The 21,219-nt window shown below is 72.7% G+C and carries 8 protein-coding genes and 1 riboswitch; of the genes, 5 read left to right on the top strand and 3 right to left on the bottom strand.

The window, feature by feature from the left end; translation table 11 throughout:
- Positions 1–186 precede the first annotated feature (186 nt).
- A complete protein-coding gene (metE, locus tag I596_RS02055) occupies positions 187–2,487 on the bottom strand; it encodes a 5-methyltetrahydropteroyltriglutamate--homocysteine S-methyltransferase (RefSeq protein WP_067643471.1) in 2,301 nt (766 codons plus the stop codon).
- A gap of 270 nt (positions 2,488–2,757) precedes the next feature.
- A riboswitch (cobalamin riboswitch) is annotated at positions 2,758–2,974 on the bottom strand.
- A gap of 355 nt (positions 2,975–3,329) precedes the next feature.
- Between metE and I596_RS02050 the strand changes: the two genes are divergently transcribed.
- From I596_RS02050 to I596_RS02035, 4 genes are all read left to right on the top strand, one after another.
- A complete protein-coding gene (locus I596_RS02050) occupies positions 3,330–4,337 on the top strand; it encodes a bile acid:sodium symporter family protein (RefSeq protein ID WP_067643468.1) in 1,008 nt (335 codons plus the stop codon).
- 108 nt (positions 4,338–4,445) lie between these two features.
- On the top strand, positions 4,446–6,938 hold the full coding sequence (locus tag I596_RS02045; protein ID WP_150131971.1) for a winged helix-turn-helix domain-containing protein: 2,493 nt from the start codon (positions 4,446–4,448) through the stop codon (positions 6,936–6,938).
- Positions 6,939–7,082: 144 nt separating this feature from the next.
- The gene (locus I596_RS02040) at positions 7,083–11,534 is read left to right on the top strand and encodes a choice-of-anchor Q domain-containing protein (RefSeq protein WP_067643462.1); all 4,452 of its coding nucleotides are present in this window, start codon (positions 7,083–7,085) and stop codon (positions 11,532–11,534) included.
- A 169-nt stretch (positions 11,535–11,703) separates the two neighbouring features.
- Positions 11,704–13,152 (top strand): phospholipase D-like domain-containing protein, encoded by a 1,449-nt coding sequence (locus I596_RS02035; RefSeq protein ID WP_067643459.1) that lies wholly within the window; start codon positions 11,704–11,706, stop codon positions 13,150–13,152.
- Between the two features lie 874 nt (positions 13,153–14,026).
- Here I596_RS02035 and I596_RS02030 read toward each other — a convergent pair.
- The gene (locus tag I596_RS02030; RefSeq protein WP_067643456.1) at positions 14,027–16,741 is read right to left on the bottom strand and encodes an FG-GAP repeat protein; all 2,715 of its coding nucleotides are present in this window, start codon (positions 16,739–16,741) and stop codon (positions 14,027–14,029) included.
- 593 nt (positions 16,742–17,334) lie between these two features.
- Between I596_RS02030 and I596_RS02025 the strand changes: the two genes are divergently transcribed.
- Positions 17,335–19,713, top strand: coding sequence for a winged helix-turn-helix domain-containing protein (locus I596_RS02025; protein ID WP_067643453.1), 2,379 nt, complete (start codon positions 17,335–17,337; stop codon positions 19,711–19,713).
- Positions 19,714–19,831: 118 nt separating this feature from the next.
- Here the strand turns inward: I596_RS02025 and I596_RS02020 are convergent, their stop codons facing one another.
- Positions 19,832–21,160, bottom strand: coding sequence for an APC family permease (locus I596_RS02020; protein ID WP_083965300.1), 1,329 nt, complete (start codon positions 21,158–21,160; stop codon positions 19,832–19,834).
- Positions 21,161–21,219 lie beyond the last annotated feature (59 nt).

The raw sequence follows: 21,219 nt of genomic DNA, 5'->3' as shown, positions 1-21,219 counted from the left end.
GGCGACGGCTGCGGGACGGCACGGCGCGCACGACCGGCCCGGCCACTGCCGGCTCGCGCATCGAAGCGGCGCGCCGGCCTCGGCCGCCGACGGCAGGGCGGCACCCTGCCCTGCCATCGGCATTCCGTTGCAACCGGCCGTCTCCGCGGCACCGGACTCCGGCCGGCGCCGCGGACGCATCCCGACCTAGGCCACCGCCGCCGGCACCGGCAGGCCGGCACGCAATGCGCGTGCCGCCGCCACCATCGCCTCCAGCGCCGTCCGCGTCTCGGTCCAGCCGCGCGTCTTCAGGCCGCAGTCCGGGTTGACCCACAGCTGCTCGGGCCGCAGCACCGCCAGGGCCTTGTGCAGCAGGTCGAGCATCTGTGCTTCCGACGGCACGCGTGGGGAATGGATGTCGTAAACACCCGGGCCGATCTCGTTCGGGTACCGGAAGCGCGCGAACGCGTCGAGCAGCTCCATGCGCGAGCGGCTGGTCTCGATCGAGATCACGTCGGCGTCCATCGCCGCCACCGCGTCGATGATGTCGTTGAACTCCGAGTAGCACATGTGGGTGTGGATCTGGGTCGCGTCGGCCACGCCCGCGGCGCTGATGCGGAACGCCTCCACCGCCCAGGCCAGGTAGGCATCCCACTCGGCGCGCCGCAGCGGCAGGCCTTCGCGCAGCGCCGGCTCGTCGATCTGGATCACGCCGATGCCGGCGGCCTCCAGGTCCAGCACCTCCTCGCGCAGCGCCAGCGCGATCTGCCGGCAGGTCTGCGCGCGCGGCTGGTCGTCGCGCACGAACGACCACTGCAGCACGGTCACCGGACCGGTCAGCATGCCCTTCATCGGCCGCGTGGTCAGCGACTGCGCATAGGCCGACCAGCGCACCGTCATCGGCTGCGGACGCCGGACGTCGCCGTAGATGATCGGCGGCTTCACGCAGCGCGAGCCGTAGCTCTGCACCCAGCCGTTGCGCGTGAACGCGAAGCCGTCGAGCTGCTCGCCGAAGTACTCCACCATGTCGTTGCGCTCGAACTCGCCGTGCACCAGCACGTCCAGGCCGATCGCTTCCTGGATGCGCACGCACTGCTCGGTCTGCGCCTCCAGGAAGGCCTCGTAGTCGCGGTCCGGCAAGGTGCCGGCCTTGTTGCGCGCACGCGCCTCGCGGACCTCGCCCGTCTGCGGGAACGAACCGATCGTCGTCGTCGGGAACGGCGGCAGGCCCAGGCGTCGTGCCTGCTCGACCCGGCGCGTCGCGTAGTCGGAGCGGCGCCGGCTGAGCGCCGCGTCGATTCCGGCGACGCGGGCGGCGACCTCGGCCCGGTGGACCAGCGGCGACAGGCGCCGCGCGGTCAGCGTCGCCCGCGCCGCGGCCAGTGCGGCGTCGGCCGCCTCGCTGCCGTCCAGCGCATCGGCGATGACGCGCAGTTCCTCGATCTTCTGGCGCGCGAAGGCCAGCCAGCTGCGCAGCGAGGGGTTGAGGCCGTTCTCGGACGCGACATCGACCGGGACGTGCAGCAGCGAGCACGACGGCGCCAGCCACACGCGCTCCGCCCCGATCCGGTCGCGCGCACGGCGTGCCAGCGCCAGTGCCGCATCGAGATCGGCACGCCAGATGTTGCGGCCGTCCACCAGGCCGAGCGACAGCACGCGCTCCGGCGGCAGCGTGGCGAGTACGCCGTCGAGCTGCTCCGGCGCACGCACCAGATCCAGGTGCAGGCCCTCGACCGGCAGGCCGGTCGCCAGCGCGAGGTTGTCGCCGAGCCCGCCGAAGTAGGTCGCCAGCAGCAGTCGCGGGCGATCGGCGCCGGCCAGCACCGCATACGCGTGGCGATAGGCGGCCTGGGCCGCGGCGTCCAGGTCCAGCACCAGGCAGGGCTCGTCGATCTGCACCCAGCCGGCGCCGGCCGCCTTGAGCCGGCCGAGCAGCTCGGCATAGGCCGGCAGCAGGCGATCGAGCAGGGCCAGGCGGTCGCTGCCGTCGACGGTCTTGGACAGCAGCAGGAAGCTGACCGGCCCGATCAGCACCGGACGCGCGTCCAGTCCCTGCGCGCGCGCCTCGGCGAATTCGGCCAGCGGCTTGTCGCCGCGCAGGCCGAACGCCTGGCCAGCCTGCAGCTCCGGCACCAGGTAGTGGTAGTTGGTGTCGAACCACTTGGTCATTTCCAGCGCGGGACGGTCGATGCCGTCACGCTGCACGCCGCGGGCCAGCGCGAAGTAGCCGGCCAGCGGGTCGGCATCGGCCAGCGGGCGCGCCGCCGCCGGGATCGCGTCGAATCCGAATGCGGTGTCGAGCATCGGGTCGTACAGCGAGAAGTCGTTGCACGGCACCGTGTCGGCGCCGGCCTCCTTCAGCAGCGCCCAGTGACGGCGGCGCAGCCGCGCCGCCGTCGCGGCCAGCTCCTCGGCGGATACCTCGCCGCGCCAGTGCGCCTCCAGCGCACGCTTGAGTTCGCGCTTGGCCCCGATGCGGGGAAAACCCAGGCAAGTAACAGTGGTCATCGTTGCAATTCCTCGTGTGCAGGTGCGAATGCGATACACAGAGGAACGAAGGAAACGGCGCACCGGAACCTCCGGCTTGCGAACCGGAACCGCCACGCCGGCGACCTTCGCCCCCACGGGCGATCCGGAGCCGGCACGGTGGGCGCGCGGGCACGACGCATCCGGCGCCGCAGGACGCGGCGCGCAGGGACGACACGCGCTGCGCTGCGTGCGCGGCACGTCATGCCCGTGACGCCTCCCCGCGGAGGCCCCAGGTCGAAAACGAAAGGCAGGCGCCTTCCGGCCGAGGCAGGTCTTCGGGCTCGTGGACAGGGGCCGGGGGGCCCGCCTAGTGGCCGTCGCTTCCCGGAGCCGGGGCTCCAGTGCATGGAACGGCGGTCGTTTCCACATACCGCTGCGGGGCAGCGCCGGATTCGCACCGGCTTCCCTTTTCATTTCATCTTTCTATTCGGATAAAAAGATGAAAACCACGACGGCGTGGATGGTGGCCGTCTAGACGGCCAAAGTCAATCGCCGTCATGCCCGGCGGCGGCGTGATGGCCCGCCGGACCGGATCGCCGCCCCGGCACCGCGTCGCGCGGCGCCGGGGCCTTCACGCAGCGGGGTGTCCTTGGCCGCGATGGCGAAGACAGGGTAAGTTGCGCGACCGACGCCGGGTTGCCGGACCAGACAATGACCGTACCTGACCGCGCCGGCGACGCGCGGATGCCGTCCTTCGGGCCGTCCCCGCCGCATGCCGACGCACGCCGGCCACGCCGCGCCCCGGCCGGCACGGCCACGCACGCGTTCCCGCCATGCCGCCGCCGCGCGATGCACGGCCGCCCGCCCTTGCCGCGCCCCCGATGAAACTGCTGCGCACGCTGTTCGACGGCTTCACCCTGGCCCTGATCGCCACCGTGGCGCTGGCCTCGCTGCTGCCGTGCGAGGGACGCGCCGCGGTGTTCTTCGACCGGCTCACGATCGCCGGCATCGCGCTGCTGTTCTTCCTGCACGGCGCGCGCCTGTCGCGCGATGCGATCATCGCCGGCCTGCTGCACTGGAAGCTGCACCTGGTGGTGCTGCTGACCACCTTCGTCGTGTTCCCGCTGGTGGGCCTGGCCTTCCGGCCGCTGGCGGGTACGCTGCTGCCGGCCGACCTGGCGCTGGGCCTGCTGTTCCTGTGCTGCCTGCCGTCCACGGTGCAGTCGTCGATCGCGTTCACGGCGATCGCGCGCGGCAACGTGCCCGCCGCGGTCTGCAGCGCGTCGGCGTCGAACCTGCTCGGCGTGTTCGCCACGCCGCTGCTGGTCGCGCTGCTGGTCGCCGCGCAGGGCAGCACCGGCTCGCCGGTGAAGGCGATCGGCGACATCGTGCTGCAGCTGCTGGTGCCGTTCGTCGCCGGCCACCTGCTGCGGCCCTGGATCGGCGCCTGGGTGGCCCGCTGGCGCCGGCTGCTGGCCTATACCGATCGCGGCACCATCCTGCTGGTGGTCTACGTCGCCTTCAGCGAATCGGTCGCGGAAGGTCTCTGGCGCCAGGTGCCGCCGCCGTCGCTGCTGGCCGTGCTCGCCTGCGTCGTGCTGCTGCTCGCGCTGATGCTGGCACTCACGACCTGGGGAAGCCGCCTGCTCGGCTTCGCCAAGGAGGACGAGATCACGATCGTCTTCTGCGGCACCAAGAAGAGCCTCGCCACCGGCGTGCCGATGGCCAAGATCCTGTTCGCCGGCCATCCGGGCCTGGGCATGATCGTGCTGCCGATCATGCTGTTCCATCAGTTGCAGCTGATGGCCTGCGCGGTGATCGCACAGCATTACGCGCGGCGCCCGGGCGCGTCCGACCCACCGCGGCCGCGGACCGGCACGGCCCCCTGAGCCGGACCGGCGACCGGCACCCGGCCGCGGTGACGCCCGCCGCTGGCGGCGCACGCGCGCCGCGGTTCCGGCCCCGCAACGGGCGCCGTCCGTTGCACGAACGCTTTCGTGAGCGTCCTGCAGCCACCCGGCACGCCGGCTACACTGCGGCCGATGTCCGCCGCCCCTCCCATCCTGCGCTTCGGCGCCTACCGCATCGATCCGGCCACGCGTGAGCTCTACCGCGCCGGCCGGCTGCTGGTGCTGTCGCCGCGGATGTTCGACTGCCTGGCCTGGCTGCTCGAGCACCGCGAACGGGCGGTCGGCCGCGACGAACTGAGTGCAGCGGTCTGGGGCCGGACCGACGTCACCGATGCCCAGATCGACCAGCTGATCCGCAAGGTACGCCGCGCGGTCGGCGACAGCGGCAGCGACCAGGAGATCATCCGGACGATCCCGCGCTTCGGCTACCGCTGGGTCGCCGAGGTGCAACCGGTGGAGGCGCTGGAGGCCGCGGACGCCGCGCGGACGCCGGCGCCGGCACGCGATCCGGCACCGCCGCGGCGGCCGTGGGTGCTGGTCGGAGCCGTCCTGGCCGCCGGCGTCGCCCTGGCGGTCGCGCTGCGCCTGGCACTGGTCGCGCCGGCACCGGACACCGCGCCGCCGGACGCGGCCGCGACGGACGCCGCCACGGCGCCGCGACGGATCGAGGGCATCGCCGTCCTGCCGGTCAGCGTCGACGCGGCGGCCGACAGCGAATGGAACTGGCTGCGCCTCGGGCTGATGGACCTGATCGGATCGCGGCTGCGCGAATCGGGACTGACCGTCATCCCGGCCGACAACGTGCTGGCATTGACCGGCAACGGAACCGTGGCTGCCGATCCGGCCGCCGTGCAGGCGGCCACTGGCGTCCGCTACGTGGTCGTCCCGTCGCTGCGGCGGATCGCCGGCGGCTGGCGACTGCACCTGGATCTGTCCGATCGCGACGGCGCGGCGCGCGAAGTGGAAGCCCATGCCGACGAAGCGGCGATCAGCGCACGCGCGGCCACCGACCGGCTGCTGGTACTGCTGGGCCAGCCGCAGGTGGCCGACGTCCGCAACCGGGAGCCGCCCGGGGCCGACGTGCTGGTGTCGCGCATCGACGCGGCGATCTACGGCCGCGACTACGAATCCGCGCGCCGCCTGATCGAGTCCGCCCCGCCGGACCTGCAGGCGCAGCCGCCGCTGCTGCTGCGCCTGGCCGAGATCACGCGCGTCGGCGGCGACATCGATCGCGCCCGCACGCTGTTCCAGGCCGTGCTCGACAATCCGGCGCAGGCCCCGCTGGACGTGTGGACGCACGGCGACGCGCTGCACGGCCTGGTCGTCATCCTGACCCAGGTCCAGCAGACGGACGCGGCGCTGGCGCGGCTCGACGAGCTGGTCCAGCTGGCGCGCAGCAACGACCAGCCGCTGATCTACGGCCGCGCGCTGACCAGCCGGGCCGCGCTGCACACGATGGCCCGCCAGGACGATGCCGCCGACAGCGATTTCGCGCAGGCGCGCGTGGCGCTCGAGCTCGCCGGCGATACGCTGGGACTGGCACGGGTCGAGGCCAACCAGGCAGCCAGCCTGATCCTGCGCCGCCGCTATGCCGAGGCGCAGACGCTGCTGGGACGCGCGATCCCGCGGCTGGAGCGTTTCGCACCCAGCGAAACCCTGCTGGCGGCGCTCGGCAACCAGATCCACATGCACCTGGTCCTGCTGGAGCCCGACCAGGCACTGACCGTCGCCCGTCATGCCCACGCGCAGGCCGAGCGCCTGGACAGCACGCGCCAGCGCCAGCTGCTGACGCGCCAGGAGGCGCGCGCCCTGCTCGCCAACGGGCGGCTGGAGGAAGCCGGCCAGGTGCTCGACGCGCTGGTCGCCAGCCTCGATCCGCAGAAGGTGCCCGACGTCTATGCCGGCGCCCTGGTCAACCAGGCGCAGTTGGCCCTGGCGCTGGCACGGCCCGAACAGGCCGCCACGCTGGCGGCCCAGGCGCTGGCGCACCTGGCCCGGCCCGAACTGGCGGCACCGATGCCGGCGCGCAACCGGGCGATCGGCTGGCTGACGCGGGTCCATGCATTGCGGGGCCAGGGCGCCGCTGCCGAGGCCGCCACCGAACAGCAGGCCTTCGCGGCCTGGGCCGCCGATCGGGACGATCCGGCCATCGTCGTCCTGGCCGAGCTGGCCCAGGCCGAGCAGGCCGCGATCGAGCAGCGCCCGGACGCGAACGCCCGCTTCGAGGCCGCGCTCGCGTTCGCCACGCGCCTGGCCACGCCCGCCGACGTCGCGCAGATCGCCGGCGCCTACGGCAGCGTGCTGATCGAGTCGGGCAACCTGGCCGAGGCCGCGCGCGTGATCGGCCAGACCGCCGCCTGGGCCGATCGCGACTACGAGTGCGCGCTGCAGCAGGCGCGGCTCTATCACGCGCTCGGCCAGGTCGAGCCTTGGCGGCTGGCACTGGCCCGCGCCCGCGCGCTGGCCGGCGAACGCACGATCCCGCCCGCGCTGGACCGGCCGCCGCTCAATGCGCGCTTGCCGTCCGGCTGGCCGGGCACGCTGGAGAGGACCGCCCAGGCCAGCGCGCCGAAGCGGTGAAACCAGGCGAATCAGCCGCTTGTAGCGAGCGAAAAGGAAACGGCAAGGGACGGTCGAGATGAGCGGCGCGCGGCGCGGCTAGATTCGGCCGTCATGTGCCGGCGATCGCGCCGGTGCATCCGCTGCCCTATCCGAGGTCGCCCGATGAGATCCGCTTGCCTTCGCTCGCTGTTCGCCGCCGCCCTGGCGGTCCTCCTCTGTACGGCCTGTGCGCCGGTCTTCGCGGCGACCCGGACGGTCACGCACTGCCTCGACGACGGCAGCCCCGGCAGCCTGCGCAGCACCGTCGCGGCCGCCCAGCACGGCGACGTGATCGATCTGAGCGGGCTCGACTGCCCGGCGATCGCGCTCACCCAGGGCCCGGTGGTCATCGGCACCATCGATGAAGTGAACCCGAGCGGCCCGGCGTTCGACCTGACCTTCACCGGCCCCGGTGCCGACCGGCTGGCGATCCAGGGCACCGACAGCGACTACGTCCTCTTCAATTTCCGCTCCGGCACGCTGACCCTGGAAGGCCTGACCGTCAGCCACGGCCGCTCGCCGCCGACCAACGTGCTGGGCCTGCCCGGCGTCGGCGGCTGCGTGTTCGCGATCGACAACGTCACGCTCAGGCACGTCGCCCTGCACGACTGCACGGCCCAGTACGGCGGCGGCGTGCTGTCCTACATCGGCGACATCCGCGCCGAGGACAGCGTCGTCCACGACAACCGCGGCATCCTGTACGCGCCGACCGGCCAGGTGGCCGGCGCCGGCCTGATGGCGATGAACGGCTTCAGCTTCGGCAAGGGCAATCTGCACCTGCTGCGCAGCGAGGTCTACGGCAACGTCAGCACCGGCAGCGCAGTGCTCGGCGGCGCGGTGTTCGCCCATGCCAGCCTGACGGTGACCGACAGCGTGCTGCGCGACAACCACGCGGTCAGCATCAGCCAGGGCGCCCAGGGCGGCGCCGGCCTCGCCAACCTCAACCTGACCGTCACGCGCAGCCGGCTGTACGGCAACAGCGTGTCGGGCGGTGTGGTCGGCATGGGCGGCGCACTCTACGGCGCCAACGGCGTGCTCACCCTCACCGAGAGCAGCGTCTACGACAACCGCGCCGCCGGCTCCAGCCAGGTCTACGGCGGCGGCATCCACAGCACCAGCAACCAGGCGGTACCGTCCGTGGTGGTCAACAGCACCGTCAGCGGCAACCGGGCGGAACTGGCTTTCGGCAGCGGCTCGACCACTGCCGGCGAACTGGCGGCGGCCCGGGCCGGCCTGCTGCGCGAAGGCACCACGGCGGCCGACGTGCCGGCCGGCCTGCCGCCGGTCTCCGGCGGCGGCCTGTCGCTGTGGGCGCCGCTGAACATCGCCAACAGCACGATCGCGTTCAATACCAGCCACGGCAACGGCGGCGGCCTGCTGCACATCGCCACCTATCCGACCCATACCGTCACGATGCACAGCGCGATCGTCGCCGCCAACCAGGCACCGGCCGGGCGCGACATCGCCGGCGCCGAGCAGAGCAGCCTGATGACGATCGTCACCGGCAGCCACAACCTGGTGCAGAGCGTCAACGCCACGGTGACGCTGCCGGCCGACACGCTGACCGCCGATCCGCGCCTGCTGCCGCTGGCCGACAACGGCGGCCCGACGCCGACGCACGAGCTGCGCTTCGACAGTCCCGCACTCGACGCGGGCACCAATCCCTCCGCACTGGCGTTCGACCAGCGCGGCAGCGGCTTCCCGCGTGAACTGGGCGCCGCCGCCGACATCGGCGCCTACGAACTGGACGTCGCCAACACGCGCTACCGGGTCACGCCCACGGCGAACGCCGGCGGCCGGATCGACCCGGCGCTGCCGCAGGAGGTCGTGCCGGGGCAGACCGCCACGTTCACACTGACGCCCGATCCGGGCTTCCAGGTCCTCAGCACGGGCGGCAGCTGCGGCGGCAGCCGCACCGGCGCCACGTTCACCACGGCCCCCGTCGTCGCCCACTGCACGGTGGAGGTCCGCTTCGTCGACAGCGCGATGATGCCGGTCGCCACGGTGACGCCGGGCACGCTCTCGTTCGACGTCGACAAGGGCGACAGCGGCACCGGCCTGCTGACGATCGGCAATACCGGCACCGGCCTGCTCGAATGGACGCTCCACGCCAGCGCCGCCGCCCGCCACGAGGCGCTGTCCGCGCCCGTGGCCGCCTCCGCGACCGCACGCCTGGCGGCCGCGCAGCAGGCGGCGCCGGCCGGCACCGCGTCCGCGCTCCCGACGCCGGCGCGCGGCAGCCTCGCGCTGTCGCAGACGACCGACCTCACGCCGGTGGTGCGGAACTCGGCCGCCTGCTACGAGCCGGAGCTGTACACCACCGAGAACCGCTACTTCCGTCGCTTCTACTTCCGCGACCACCCCGAGATCGGCGCCGCCGTCACGATCCAGAGCGTGGACGTGGCGGTCGAGTCGAGCACCGGCAAGAACCTGACCGTCAATCTCTACACGCTGCCCGCGGCGACCACGCCGGAGACGATCCCGCTGGACGGCCTGACCCTGATCGGCACGGGCAGCGCCTACGCGCTGGGCGGCTCGGCGCTGTCCTCGCTGCGCGTGCCGGTGCAGGGCGTCGTCGCCAACACCGCGGCCTACGACCTGGTGGTCGAGATCGTCGCGCCGAGCGGCATCGACGACGGCGGCTTCTTCTACATCGGATCGACGCGCTCGCCGGAGACCCATGCCACCTTCATGATGGCGCCCGCGTGCGACATCGACGCGCCGACCCGCGTCGCCAGCCTCGGCTTCCCGAACATGCGCCTCATCCTGGTCGTCAACGTCGACGACCAGACGCCGGTGGTGCCCGGCTGCGACAACCCGACCGACATCCCGTGGCTGCGCGTCACGCCCGAAGCGGGCGCGACCGCGGCCGGCCAGACCAGCACCGCGACGGTCAGCGTCGACAGCGCCGGGCTGACGCCCGGTGTCCATTCGGCCCTGCTGTGCGTGGCCAGCAACGACATCGGCGGCCATACGCCGATCGAGGTACCGGTCCGGCTGCGCGTGGCCGAACGCCAGCCGATCGCCGACGTCACACCGGCCAGCTTCCGCTTCGAGGCCACCGAAGGCACGCATCTCGCCGATGCGATGCTGGTCGGCAACCGTGGCAACGCGCCGCTGACCTTCGACCTGCACACCGCGGCGGCGCGCTGGCCGCTGCCGTACGGGCCGACGCCGGCCAAGACCGATGCGTCCATCCCGGGCGCGTTCCAGGCCAGCGGCCTTGCGCCGACGCAGGCCGCCGCCGCACCGGCCGGCGCGCCGCCGGCCGGTGCGCTGCCGCTGGCGCAGACGCAGGACCAGACGCCGGCCGCGATGAATTCGATCGCCTGCGGCTCGACCGCGCATACCTCGGCCAGCAGCTACTACCGCCGCTTCCATTTCGCCGAGCACCCCGCGGTGGGCGCGCGCGCCGACATCGCCGGCGTCGACGTCGGCGTCGAGTCGAGCAACGGCATCGCGCTGACGGTCAACCTGTACACGGTGCCGGCCGCTACGCCCGCCGACGCGATACCGCTCGGCCAGCTCACGCTGATCGGCAGCGCCGGCACCACGATCGCCGCCGGTACCGCGCTGCAGACGGTCCACGTGCCGGTGACCGGGGCCGTGACCGATACCACCGCCACCGACCTGGTCGTGGAAGTGGCCGCTCCGGACGGCAGCACCACCGGCAGCCGCTTCTTCATCGGCTCGACGCCGGCACCGGAAACCCGTTCGGGCTTCATGATGGCGCCGGCCTGCGGCATCACCAATCCGGCACCGCTGCCGAGCCTCGGCCGTCCGGACATGCACCTGATCCTGGTCGCCTATGCGGTTTCGGAGCCGGTCGAGCCGCTGGCCTGCGACGATCCGGCGACGATTCCGTGGCTGGCGCTCGGCGCCACCGGCGGCGTGGTCGCGCCGCTGGACCTGCGCCCGGTCGCGCTGGACGTGCGCAGCGGCGGCCTTGCCGTCGGCGAGCACCACGCGCTGCTGTGCATGACCACCAATGACCCGCAGCGCGCGCGCATCGAGGTCCCGGTGACACTGGCGGTGACCCGCACCGACTGCATCTTCGGCCACGATTTCGAGGCCGGCGGCGGCAACCGCTGCGGCGGAACGACCGCCCCGCCCACGGCCGGCGTCGTCTTCTCCGGACCGGTCGATCATCCGATCGCGCAGGATCGCGCCGGCACCTCGATCCACTGGACGCGCGGCGAGGTCGCCGACGGCGAGCGGATCGACGCCCACTTCAACGCCTACTTCAACGGCCGCCGCCTGGCGTTCTGGTGGCCGGGCGCCGGCCTCGCGCCGCAGGCCGGTGTCGCCCTCCATCCGGCCAGCGCCGAATACCGCGTGCTGGAGCGGGGCGACACCGTCGGGCCCGCCGCGGTCTACTCGGCCGTCTCCGACCCGGGCAGCACGCTGTGGAGTGGCGGCGGCAGCGGCTACCTCGGCTTCCGCTTCGGATGCGCGGCGCCGGGTGGCACCTGCTACGGCTACCTGCACCTGGAGACCACGGCCGGCACCGGATTCCCGGCGCGGATCGTCGACTACGCCTACGATCCCAGCGGGCGCCCGATCCGGATCCGCTGACGGCAGCTGCGCCGCGCCCGCGGCGGTCCGCGCAACCGAACCGCCGCGACGGCGACGAAGGCCGGCGGATGTGCCCGGCGCCCCCTAGAATGGGGCGCCTGCCATCCGTCGCCCCGGGAAGCCGCGGACCACGCAGGTCCAGTGCGTCGTGCCGCCACCGGGAGTCCCCATGTCCGCCGCCTCGCCGTTCCGCCGCCGCCTGCGCCTCGCCTTCGCCGTGGTGCTGGCCGCCTGGATCGGCTCGGCGGCCTGGCAGGCCGGCAAGCCGCTCCCCGATGGCCTCGCCCTGGCCGGCCCGCTGCGGCCGGCGACCAACATACGTTTCCTGGCCGACCGGACCTATCTCGACCTGCACGGCGTGCGCCGCAGCGAGCAGGCGATCTTCGACGAGGCCTTCGCCCTGATCGCGCAGGCCCGCCAGCTGATCGTGGTGGACATGTTCCTGTTCAATGCGTTCACCGGCGCCGACGGTCCCGCCTACCGGCCGCTGAGCTCGCAGCTGGCCGACGTGCTGATCCGCCGCCAGCGCGAAGTGCCTGCGCTGCGCATCGTCGTCGTTACCGACCCGGTCAACACCGTCTATGGCGGCCTGCGCGCACCGCAGCTGGACGCACTCGAAGCGGCCGGCGTGCACGTGGCGATCACCGACCTGCGCCGTCTGCGCGCATCCAATCCGCTGTGGAGCGGGCTGTGGCACCTGTGCTGCGCCGCCCTGGGCAATGACCCGGACGGCGGCTGGCTGGCCAATCCGTTCGGGCCCGGCCACGTCAGCCTGCGCAGCTACCTGGCCCTGCTGAACTTCCGCGCCAACCACCGCAAGACCCTGGTCGTGGACGAAGGCGCCGGCTGGACCGCACTGGTCACCTCGGCCAATCCGCACGACGGCAGCAGCGCCCACGGCAATGTCGCCCTGCGCTTCGGCGGCGCCGCCGCGCTCGACCTGCTGCACAGCGAGCGGCCGCTGCTCGAGCAGGCCGGACTCGCGCTGCCGCTGCCGGCCGTGCCGCCGGCCGATCCCATCGACGCCACGTCGACGCAGGTCCAGGTGCTGACCGAGCGCCGCATCCGCGACGCGCTGCTCGCCAGCCTCACCACGGCCGCCCGCGGCGACCGCATCGACATCGCCGTGTTCTATTTCGCGCATCGCGGCCTGGTGCGCGCCGCGCTTGCCGCGCACCGCCGGGGCGTCGCCCTGCGCGTGCTGCTCGATCCGAACCGCGACGCCTTCGGCCGCGAGAAGAACGGCATTCCCAATCGCCAGGTCGCCGCCGAGCTGCACGCCGCCGGCGTACCGGTCCGCTGGTGCGACACGCACGGCGAGCAATGCCATGCCAAGCTGCTGCTGCACACGCGGGGCGACGGCCGCGGCGAGCTGATCCTCGGCTCGGCCAACTACACCCGCCGCAACCTCGACGACTACAACCTCGAAACCGATGTGCGCCTGCTCGGCGACGCCGGCGAACCGGCCCTGCAGCACGCCGCTGCATATTTCGAGGACAGCTGGACCAATGCCGCCGGCCATCGCGTCAGCCTGCCCTACGCCGCCTTTGCCGACGACTCGACCTGGCGCCGCCTGCTCTACCGCTTCGGCGAAGCCACCGGACTGTCCACGTTCTGACCGCCACGACCGTGACGCGCCGTCGAGGGCAGGCGGACCGCTTCAGCCCCTGCCCCTGCTTTGGCTTTGGCTTTGGCTTTGGCTTTGGCTCTTGGCTTTTTCGCCCTAAAGCAAGCCGAGCATCGCAGGGCGACGAGGCCGCAGAGGCGCCCCGTGTCTGAGCGAAGCGAGTTGGGGCGCCGTGCCTCGTCGTCTGAGAAGCGCAGGGGAGCGGTCCGGCGCAGCCGGATCGGCTTGCGCCGGGCAGAGGGGTTTTGGTTCCTTTTGGCCCGTCAAAAAATGTCCGGGAGACATTTTTGACATCGCGTCAGCGATGGCCCGGAGGGCGGCGGCCAGGGATGGCTGCCGCAAAAGGGACTCGGCCGCGCAGTGGACGAAAGCTCTGGATGTTGCTCTTTTCTCGCCTGTGATCTCATCGAAAAAGCCACGGCGCAAGCTGAGAGCAACAGCTTCCGCACGCTGCGCGCGCGGGTCACTTTTGCGGCAGCCATCCCTGGCCGCCGCCCTTCGGGCCGTCGCTGCGCGACGTCAAGAATTTCTCCAGGAAATTCTTTGTCTTGGCAAAAGTAACCAAAACCGTGGTCGCCGGCGCGAGCCGGCACGGCTGCGCCGCGCCGGTCCCCTGCGCTTCTCGGCCAGCCAGGCACGCTGCCCCAACTCGCTTCGCTCAGACACGGGGCAGCTCTGCGGCCTGGCCGGCCTGCGATGCTCGGCTCGCTTTAGGCGCCAACAGCGAGAGCAAGAGCAAGAGCAGCACCGACAGCGACGAAAACGGCAGCCGATTGTTTCCCGCGAACGGGTGAAGAACCTTGTGTTTCGCAGACTCCTTCCCGCGCACACGCACGGGAAGGAGCGCCGATGATCGCGAGTACCGTCACCGATCGTTCGCGAGGGGGCGACAGCCGCTCCCCTGCGCGTCGAATCCATCGCAGAACAGGTCATCGCTCAGCGTGGCCGGTTCCACCACCAGGCTGACCGGAACGGCGACCTGCGCGTTGGCCGGATCGTTGCTGTTGACGCAGAGGTTCGCTGCATACGCACCGGCCGCCAGGCCCGCCGCGTTGGCGGTGACCGTCACCTCGGCACTGGCGCCGGGGGCGACCCGGCCACTTGCCGGCGTCTGGCTCAGCCACGGGATCTGGCTGGCCTGCTGGCAGCCGGGCGGCACGACGTCGCCGAGGTTGACGATCATCGTCAGATGGAAGTTGGGAAGGCCCAGATTGGCCGCATCGATCGGCTCTTCGAGCTCGCAGGCCACCGAGGACATGAAGGTCGGGTGCGTCTCGGGCGTCGCATTGGCGCCGGGGAAGAACAGGCCCAGCCAGTTGCCGATACCCGGCGTGTGGTATTCGACCACCAGGTCCAGCGCCGCCGTGTCATCGATCGTGCCGGACACCGGGATCGTCACCGACACCAGGCCGCTGTCGATCGTGCCGCTGCCGGTCCCGATCAGGGTCAACGCGCTGGTCGGGATCGTGTCGGCCGGGACCGAATGCGCGATCGTGTACAGGTTGATCGTGATCGGCAGGCCATTGGGGCCCATGCTGCCGGACGAGACGGTCACGCTGGTGATGCCGGCACGCCGGCCGACCTGCGGGTGCTCGCCGAAGTAGAACCGCCGCCACCAGCTGTTGTCGGCCGTGTTCTTGCCCACCACGCCGCAGGCCAGTCCCTCGTCGCCCGGCGTGTTGTCCGCCATCTGCGAGATCGCCCAGTCACCGAGGACTGCAGGAACGCCCGCAGCGGGAATCGACGCGACGCGCACGGCGCGGTGCAGGCTCGGCCGCTCGCCGGTGGCGACCTGCGCCGCTGCCAGGCGGGCGGCGGCATAGCTCGGCGGGAGCGCCGTGGCGGCATGCTGGTCCAGGCTGTAGTCCAGGTCGGCGCCGCCACCATTGGCGATCGTCAGCGGCCGGGACGCGGAAGCACCGCTGGCTACGGTGAAGTCGAGGCTGACCGGCGTCACCTGGATCGCCGGCGTCGGCGCGTCCGGCGGCGTCACGGTCAGCTCGACCGGCACGTCGATCGTCGCGCGTGCGGGGTCGTTGGTCAGCACGCACAGCGTGGCCGTGTGCAGGCCCTGGCCCAGCGCGGCCGCATCGGCGAGGACCGCCACCTGGCCGGCGCGGCCGGGCGCGAGGCTGCCCGAGGTCGCGGCCAGCGTCAGCCAGGCGATGTCGCCCGGCCGTTCGCAGCCGCCTTCCGCAACGCTGTAGTCCAGGGTCGCGCTGCCGGTATTGGTGACGGTCAGCGCCAGCGCGCGCGAGGCGCCTTCGGTCACGGCCGTCGCCAACGGGTCGGGCGCGACCGTCGCGGCCGGCTGGCGGGTGCCGGTCAGGGCCGTGAAGAAATAGCCGGCGCCCTGCAGGAACTGGCCGCCGGGGCTGGCGACGCCCGAGGCGAGCAGCACGGTCGTGCCGTCGATGGCCGCCGTCGTGCCGAGCGAGTCGTTCGAGGTCGCGTCGCTGGCGATCAGCTTCTGGTCGTAGCGCCAGGCCTGGTTCGCTTCGGTGAAGACGTAGCCCGCACCGGCCCATGACTGGCCGTTGACGTTGGCCGCCGTGGCGCTGGCGACGATCGCGGTGTCGGTGATACCGACCGAGTAGCCGAAGCTGGCGAATTCCTCACCCTCGGGCGAGGCGATCGTGTGGGAGCGGCGCCAGACGCCGTCGATCTGCGTGTAGACGTAGATGACGCCTTCCGTGCCGAGCGTGGGCGCGCCGGCGACGAGCCGGTTGCCATTGGCCGCCAGCGACTGCCCCAGGTTCGAGTACAGCTCGCCGATCACCTTCTGCTTCTGCACCCAGCCCGTATCGCTGGGCTTGAAGAAGTACAGCGCGCCCGGGAAGTCCATGAAGGCCAGTTGCGCGCTGACGATGATGCTGTCCTCGGCGAAGGCCACGCGCCAGCCGAAGGCGTCACCGTTGCGCGTGTCCACGCCGCGGATCTTCTGCGTCTGCGACCAGCTTCCGCCCGCTCCGGTGAACAGGTACGCCGCGCCGCGCGCATGGCCGTTGGTCTGGGCCTTGTGGGCGCCGATCAGCGCCGCCCCGCCCGACAGCGCCACCGCGTTGCCGAAGGCGTCGCCCGCCGCACCGTCCGCCGCCGTGAGCTTGGCGACCTGGGTCCAGTGCCCGCCGCTGGCGGTGAAGACGTAGACCGCGCCCTGGCCGGCGCTGCCGCCGACCGTCGCGTTGTCCGCGCCGATCAGCGCGGTCGTGCCGTCGAGCGCGATCGAAGCACCGAACCGGGCCTGGTCGCCGGCCGCACCGTCCGAGGCCTGGAGCTTCTGCACCTCGGTCCAGCTGCCGGCCGACCGCCGGAAGACGTAGACCGCGCTGCGTCCCGTCACGGTGTCGTTGGTCCCGACCATGGCCGTGTCACCCGCCAGCGCCACCGATTCGCCGAAGCGCTGAAGCTCGCTGCCGTCGCTGGCGACGATCTTCTGGTTCTCCAGCTGGTCGATCGCGAACGGCACCGACCCGCTGGCGGCCAGGACCGCTCCGGACGGCGCGGCCGCGACGCTGAACCAGACCAGGAGAATGGCACCACGAACCCCGTACCGGCGGGCTTGCCTCATCGATTTCATGTCAATCGCCTTCTTATTGGTATGTCGTTGAACCGCCTGGCGTCCCTGCACGTCTCGCTCACCCCGACCGCACACCGCGATCGCTGCACCCGCGCCGAGGAAACGCGCCCACCCCGGACCGATCCTCGAAACCTGCGCGGCGGGCGCTGCACCCCGCGAACGGCCGGGGCGCCGGCCCGGTCGCACCACCACCGCCGGCCGGCCCGAGCGAACGGCCCTGCGCAGGCGCCGGCATCGGGGCCGCATCAGCGTCGAATGCGCCGCGCATCGACGCCCGGGGCGCGGTGCATGCCAAGGCAGCTGGCCTCGACGAACACGCAAAGGCCGCCGGGCCGCCCGGCCCGGACGCGTCCTGCGCGCCGCATTGCCGTGTCCATCCACAATGGCAGGAACCGGCCTGCCGGCTTTCACCGGGTGTTTTCATCCCGTTTACGACGCGTTTTTCGGGCGTTCCCGGCCGGCCGCCGCGCAGCCGGGCCGCGCGCCGGTGGCAGGCCCACCGGGCGCCGCCCAGCCAGGCGCGACCGCCACCGGCGGCACGCCGGCCGGCCTCGCCCTGGTCAGGCGCCGGCCCACCGCTTACCCTTCCGGCGGTGGCACGACGTCTTCGCTTCGGCACCCATGTCATCGATCTTGCGACACGCGAGCTGCGCGACGACGGGCGCTTGCTGCAAGTGTCGCCGCGCGTATTCGATTGCATCGCCTACCTGATCGAGCATCGCGACCGCGCGGTCGGGCGTGACGAGCTGATGGCCAGTGTCTGGGGCCGGGCCGACATCGCCGATACCCAACTCGGCCAGGTCGTGCTGCGGGCGCGGCGGGCGGCCGGCGATTCGGGCGACGCGCAGCTGGCCATCCGCACCGTGGTGGGCTTCGGCTACCGCTGGGTCGCCGAGACCGTCGAGGACGACACCGATGCGGCGCTTCCGGCGGACCCCGCGCCCGACCCCGCGCCCGTGCCGGTCGCCCCGGCCGCGCGCCGGGTGCCGCTGATCGTCCTGGCGCTGCTGCTGGTGGCCGCCGGCGCCCTCGGATGGACGGTGCACAACGGCCGGCAGGCCGACCCGACGCCCGTCGCTGCCGCCCCCGCTCCCGTCGTCGCCACCGGCCGTACCATCGCGATCACGCCGGCCCGGGTCGACGCGACGGCGGAATGGGACTGGCTGCGGCTGGGCGCGATGGAACTGATCGCCGGGCGCCTGCGCGGCGCCGGGCAGATCGTCATTCCCAGCGAGAACGTCATCGCGCTCGCCCAGGCGGCGCCCGACCCGCGTGCGCTGGCCGACGCCGTGCACGCTGCGCTGCATCCGCGCTGGATCGTGGCATCCACGTTCCTGAAGGCCGACGCCGGATGGATCGTGCGCCTGCAGCTGCGCGCGCACGGCCACGAGACGCGCGAGTTCCAGGGACAGGCCGACGATGCGATCCGCGCGGCGGGCCTGGCCACCGCACAGCTGCTGGCGACGCTCGGCGCACCGGCCGATGCTGCCGCGGCGCCACCCGATGCGCTCGAAGAATGGCTGTCGCGCATCGATGCCGCCGTGCTGGTGGAAGATCTCGACAGCGCGCGCCAGTTGCTGCGGAACGTTCCGGAAGCGATGCGCACACGCCCGGCGCTGCGCCTGCGCCAGGCCGAGGTGGATTTCACGGCCGGGCAGAACGAGGCCGCCGCCGCGGCACTGCAGGACCTGCTGGACGGCCTGCCGGCCGAGTCCGATGTCCTGGTGCACGCCCGCGCGGTCGCGTTGACGGCCGCGGTCCAGGTCCGGCTGGGCCGTGCCGCCGAGGCCGAGCACAGCGCGACGAAAGCCCTCGCGCTGCTCGAAGGGCACGATGCACCGGCCCTGATCGGCAAGAGCTTCATGCGCCGCGGCGTCGCGCGGGCGCGGCTGGGCCGCGCCGACGAGGCACTGGCCGACCTGGCGCAGGCGCGGATCGCGCTGCAGCTGGCCGGCGACACGCTGGGCATCGCGCTGGTCGAGCTCAACGAGGGCGCCCTCAGCGGCATCCGCAACCAGCCCGCCGAGGCGCTCGCCAGCTTCGTGCGGGCCGAAGCCCACTTCCGGCCGTTCGGCGCGTCGAGCGAGTTGGCGATTGCGCTCACCAACCAGGTGGTGGCGCACCGCGCCCTGCTGCAACCCGACCAGGCGCTGGCCGCGAGCGAACGCAGCCTGGCCCTGCTCGGCCACCTCGCCAACGTCGAGTCGACCCAGCTCGTCGAGGTCCGCCGTGCGCAGGCGCTGGCGGACGTGGGCCAATGGCGCGAGGCCGAAGCACGGCTGGACTCGCTGGCCCGCGCGCCCGACCTGGAGCAGCAGTTGGAACTGGCTGCCACCGTCGCCAACGAGCGCGCCCGCATCGCGCTCGCCCGCGGGCAGCCCGAGGTCGCGCTCGGGCTGGTCCAGCCCCTGATCGAACGCCTGACCGCGCGCGAGTTCGCCGGCAACCGGCTGGAGTGCTGGGAGACCGTCATTCGCGCCCTGCATGCGCTCGACCGCGACGCCGAGGCGGCGACCGCGGCGACGGCGCTGGCGGAGTGGGCCCGCCATGCCGACGATCGAAGCTTCACCGCCCGCCTGCGGCTGGTCGAGGCCGGGCAGGCCGAACGGGCAGGCCGCTTCGACGAGGCCGACGACCGCTACGGTGCCGCGCTCGCCGCGGCCGGCCAGGAAGGCGTGCCGGCGGACATCGCGCAGGTCGCGATCGCCTACGCCACGGCGCTGCTGGCACGCGGCGACATCACGCGTGCGGTGCCGGTCGCCGGCCGCCTGGATCGCTACGCGTCGCGCAGCTACGACGCCGCGGTGGTGCAGGTGCGTCTGTATCGCGCCCTGCGCCAGGCCGAAGCCTGGCGCAGGGCGCTCGACAACGCCCGGGCACTGGCCGGGGAGCGTCCGATCCCGGCCGACCTCGCGATCGAGCCCGGTGCCCTGGTGATCGGACCGGCACTGCCGCCCGCCGGGCAACGGTGAACGACCGCAACGGCGCTTCCATCACCGCCCTGCGCTGCCTGTTTCTCGTGCATGGGCCGGTGGCTGCGGCGGGCGCCCGCGCAAGGCACCGCGTGGCGCCTGCGCCGGAACCGGATGCTCAGCCGCGGCGCCGCGCCCGCAGCCCGCGCAGCGCGGCGTACACGACCACCAGCCCGGCCAGCGCCAGCGCGATCGCCAGCCACTCCGCCTGCGTCAGGGTCGCCACGATCGCCGCCATCGCCAGCACCGCCAGCAGCGGGATCAGCGGCCCGCCCGGCAGCACGAACGGCGCACCGCGCTCGCGCAGGTCCTTGCGCTGCGCCTGCCACGCAGCCAGGGCGACGCCCACGTAGAGCAGGCAGTTGGCACCGCCGGAGATCAAGGCGAGGGTCTCGAAGCTGCCGGCGATCGCCAGCGCGCAGCCGATCGCGCCGTGGGCCAGGATCGCCAGCAGCGGCACGTGATGGCGCGCGCTGACGCGCCCGAACGCGGACGGCAGCCAGCCGTCGCGGCCGAGCGCGAACAGCAACCGCGACGAGCCGAGCAGGTTGCCCATCAGGAACCCCGCCATCGATACGCAGGCGGTCGCCAGCAGCAGGCCGTAGCCGGGCGTCCACAACGTACCGGCCGCCGCCGCGATCGGTGCCGTGCTGCCGGCCAGATCGCCGCCGAGCACGCCCTGGCAGACCACCTGGATGCCGACGTAGAGCAGCACCACCAGCACGATCGCGGCCAGTGTGGCGCGCGGCACGTGGCGCGCCGGATCGCGCACCTCGCCGGACGGGATCAAGGCCGTCTCCATGCCCGAGTACGCGAACATCACCAGCACCATCGACGTGCCGAGCGCGCTCCATGACGGAATCGCGATCCAGTCCACCCCGTCGACGCCGACCAGCAGCAGGCCGATCGCGGCCAGCACGAACAGCGGCGTCAGCTTGAGCGTGGCCAGCGCCAGGATCGCCCGTGCGCCCAGGCGGATGCCGAAGGCATTGAGCGCGACCAGCAGTCCGTAGACCAGCACCAGTACGGCCGCGCGCGGCACCGGCGCCGCCAGCGACGGCACGAAGTGCGCGAGCTGGCCGAGCAGCGCCGCGGCGACGCCGGCGCTGGAGGCGAGGTTGCAGATCCAGGCCAGCGCGCCGGCCAGGAAACCGGCGAACGGGCCGAAGGCGACGCCGACATAGGTATAGGGTCCGCCGGTCGCGAGCGCGCGGCTGCCGATCGCGGCGAAGCACAGCGCGATCGGCACGATCGCCACCGCGCCGGCCAGGAACGCCAGCGGCGCGGCGCTGCCCATCCGCGTGAACAGCAGGGCCGGCAGCATGAAGATGCCGGCGCCGACGATGATGTTGACGATCGCCGCGGTCAGCACGACCGGCCCCATCGCCCGGACCAGGGCGCCTTCGCCGTGCAGCGGACCGGGGGAACCGGGAGCGGATGCGGACATCGGCGAGGGACGTGCGGGACGGGCCGCTAGCGTCGCATGCGCCGGCACCGGTGACGAGG

This window comes from Dokdonella koreensis DS-123 (assembly GCF_001632775.1).
GTDB lineage: Bacteria > Pseudomonadota > Gammaproteobacteria > Xanthomonadales > Rhodanobacteraceae > Dokdonella > Dokdonella koreensis.
Note: the sequence above shows the minus strand (reverse complement) of the source record. Positions and strands in the feature narration are given on the sequence as shown.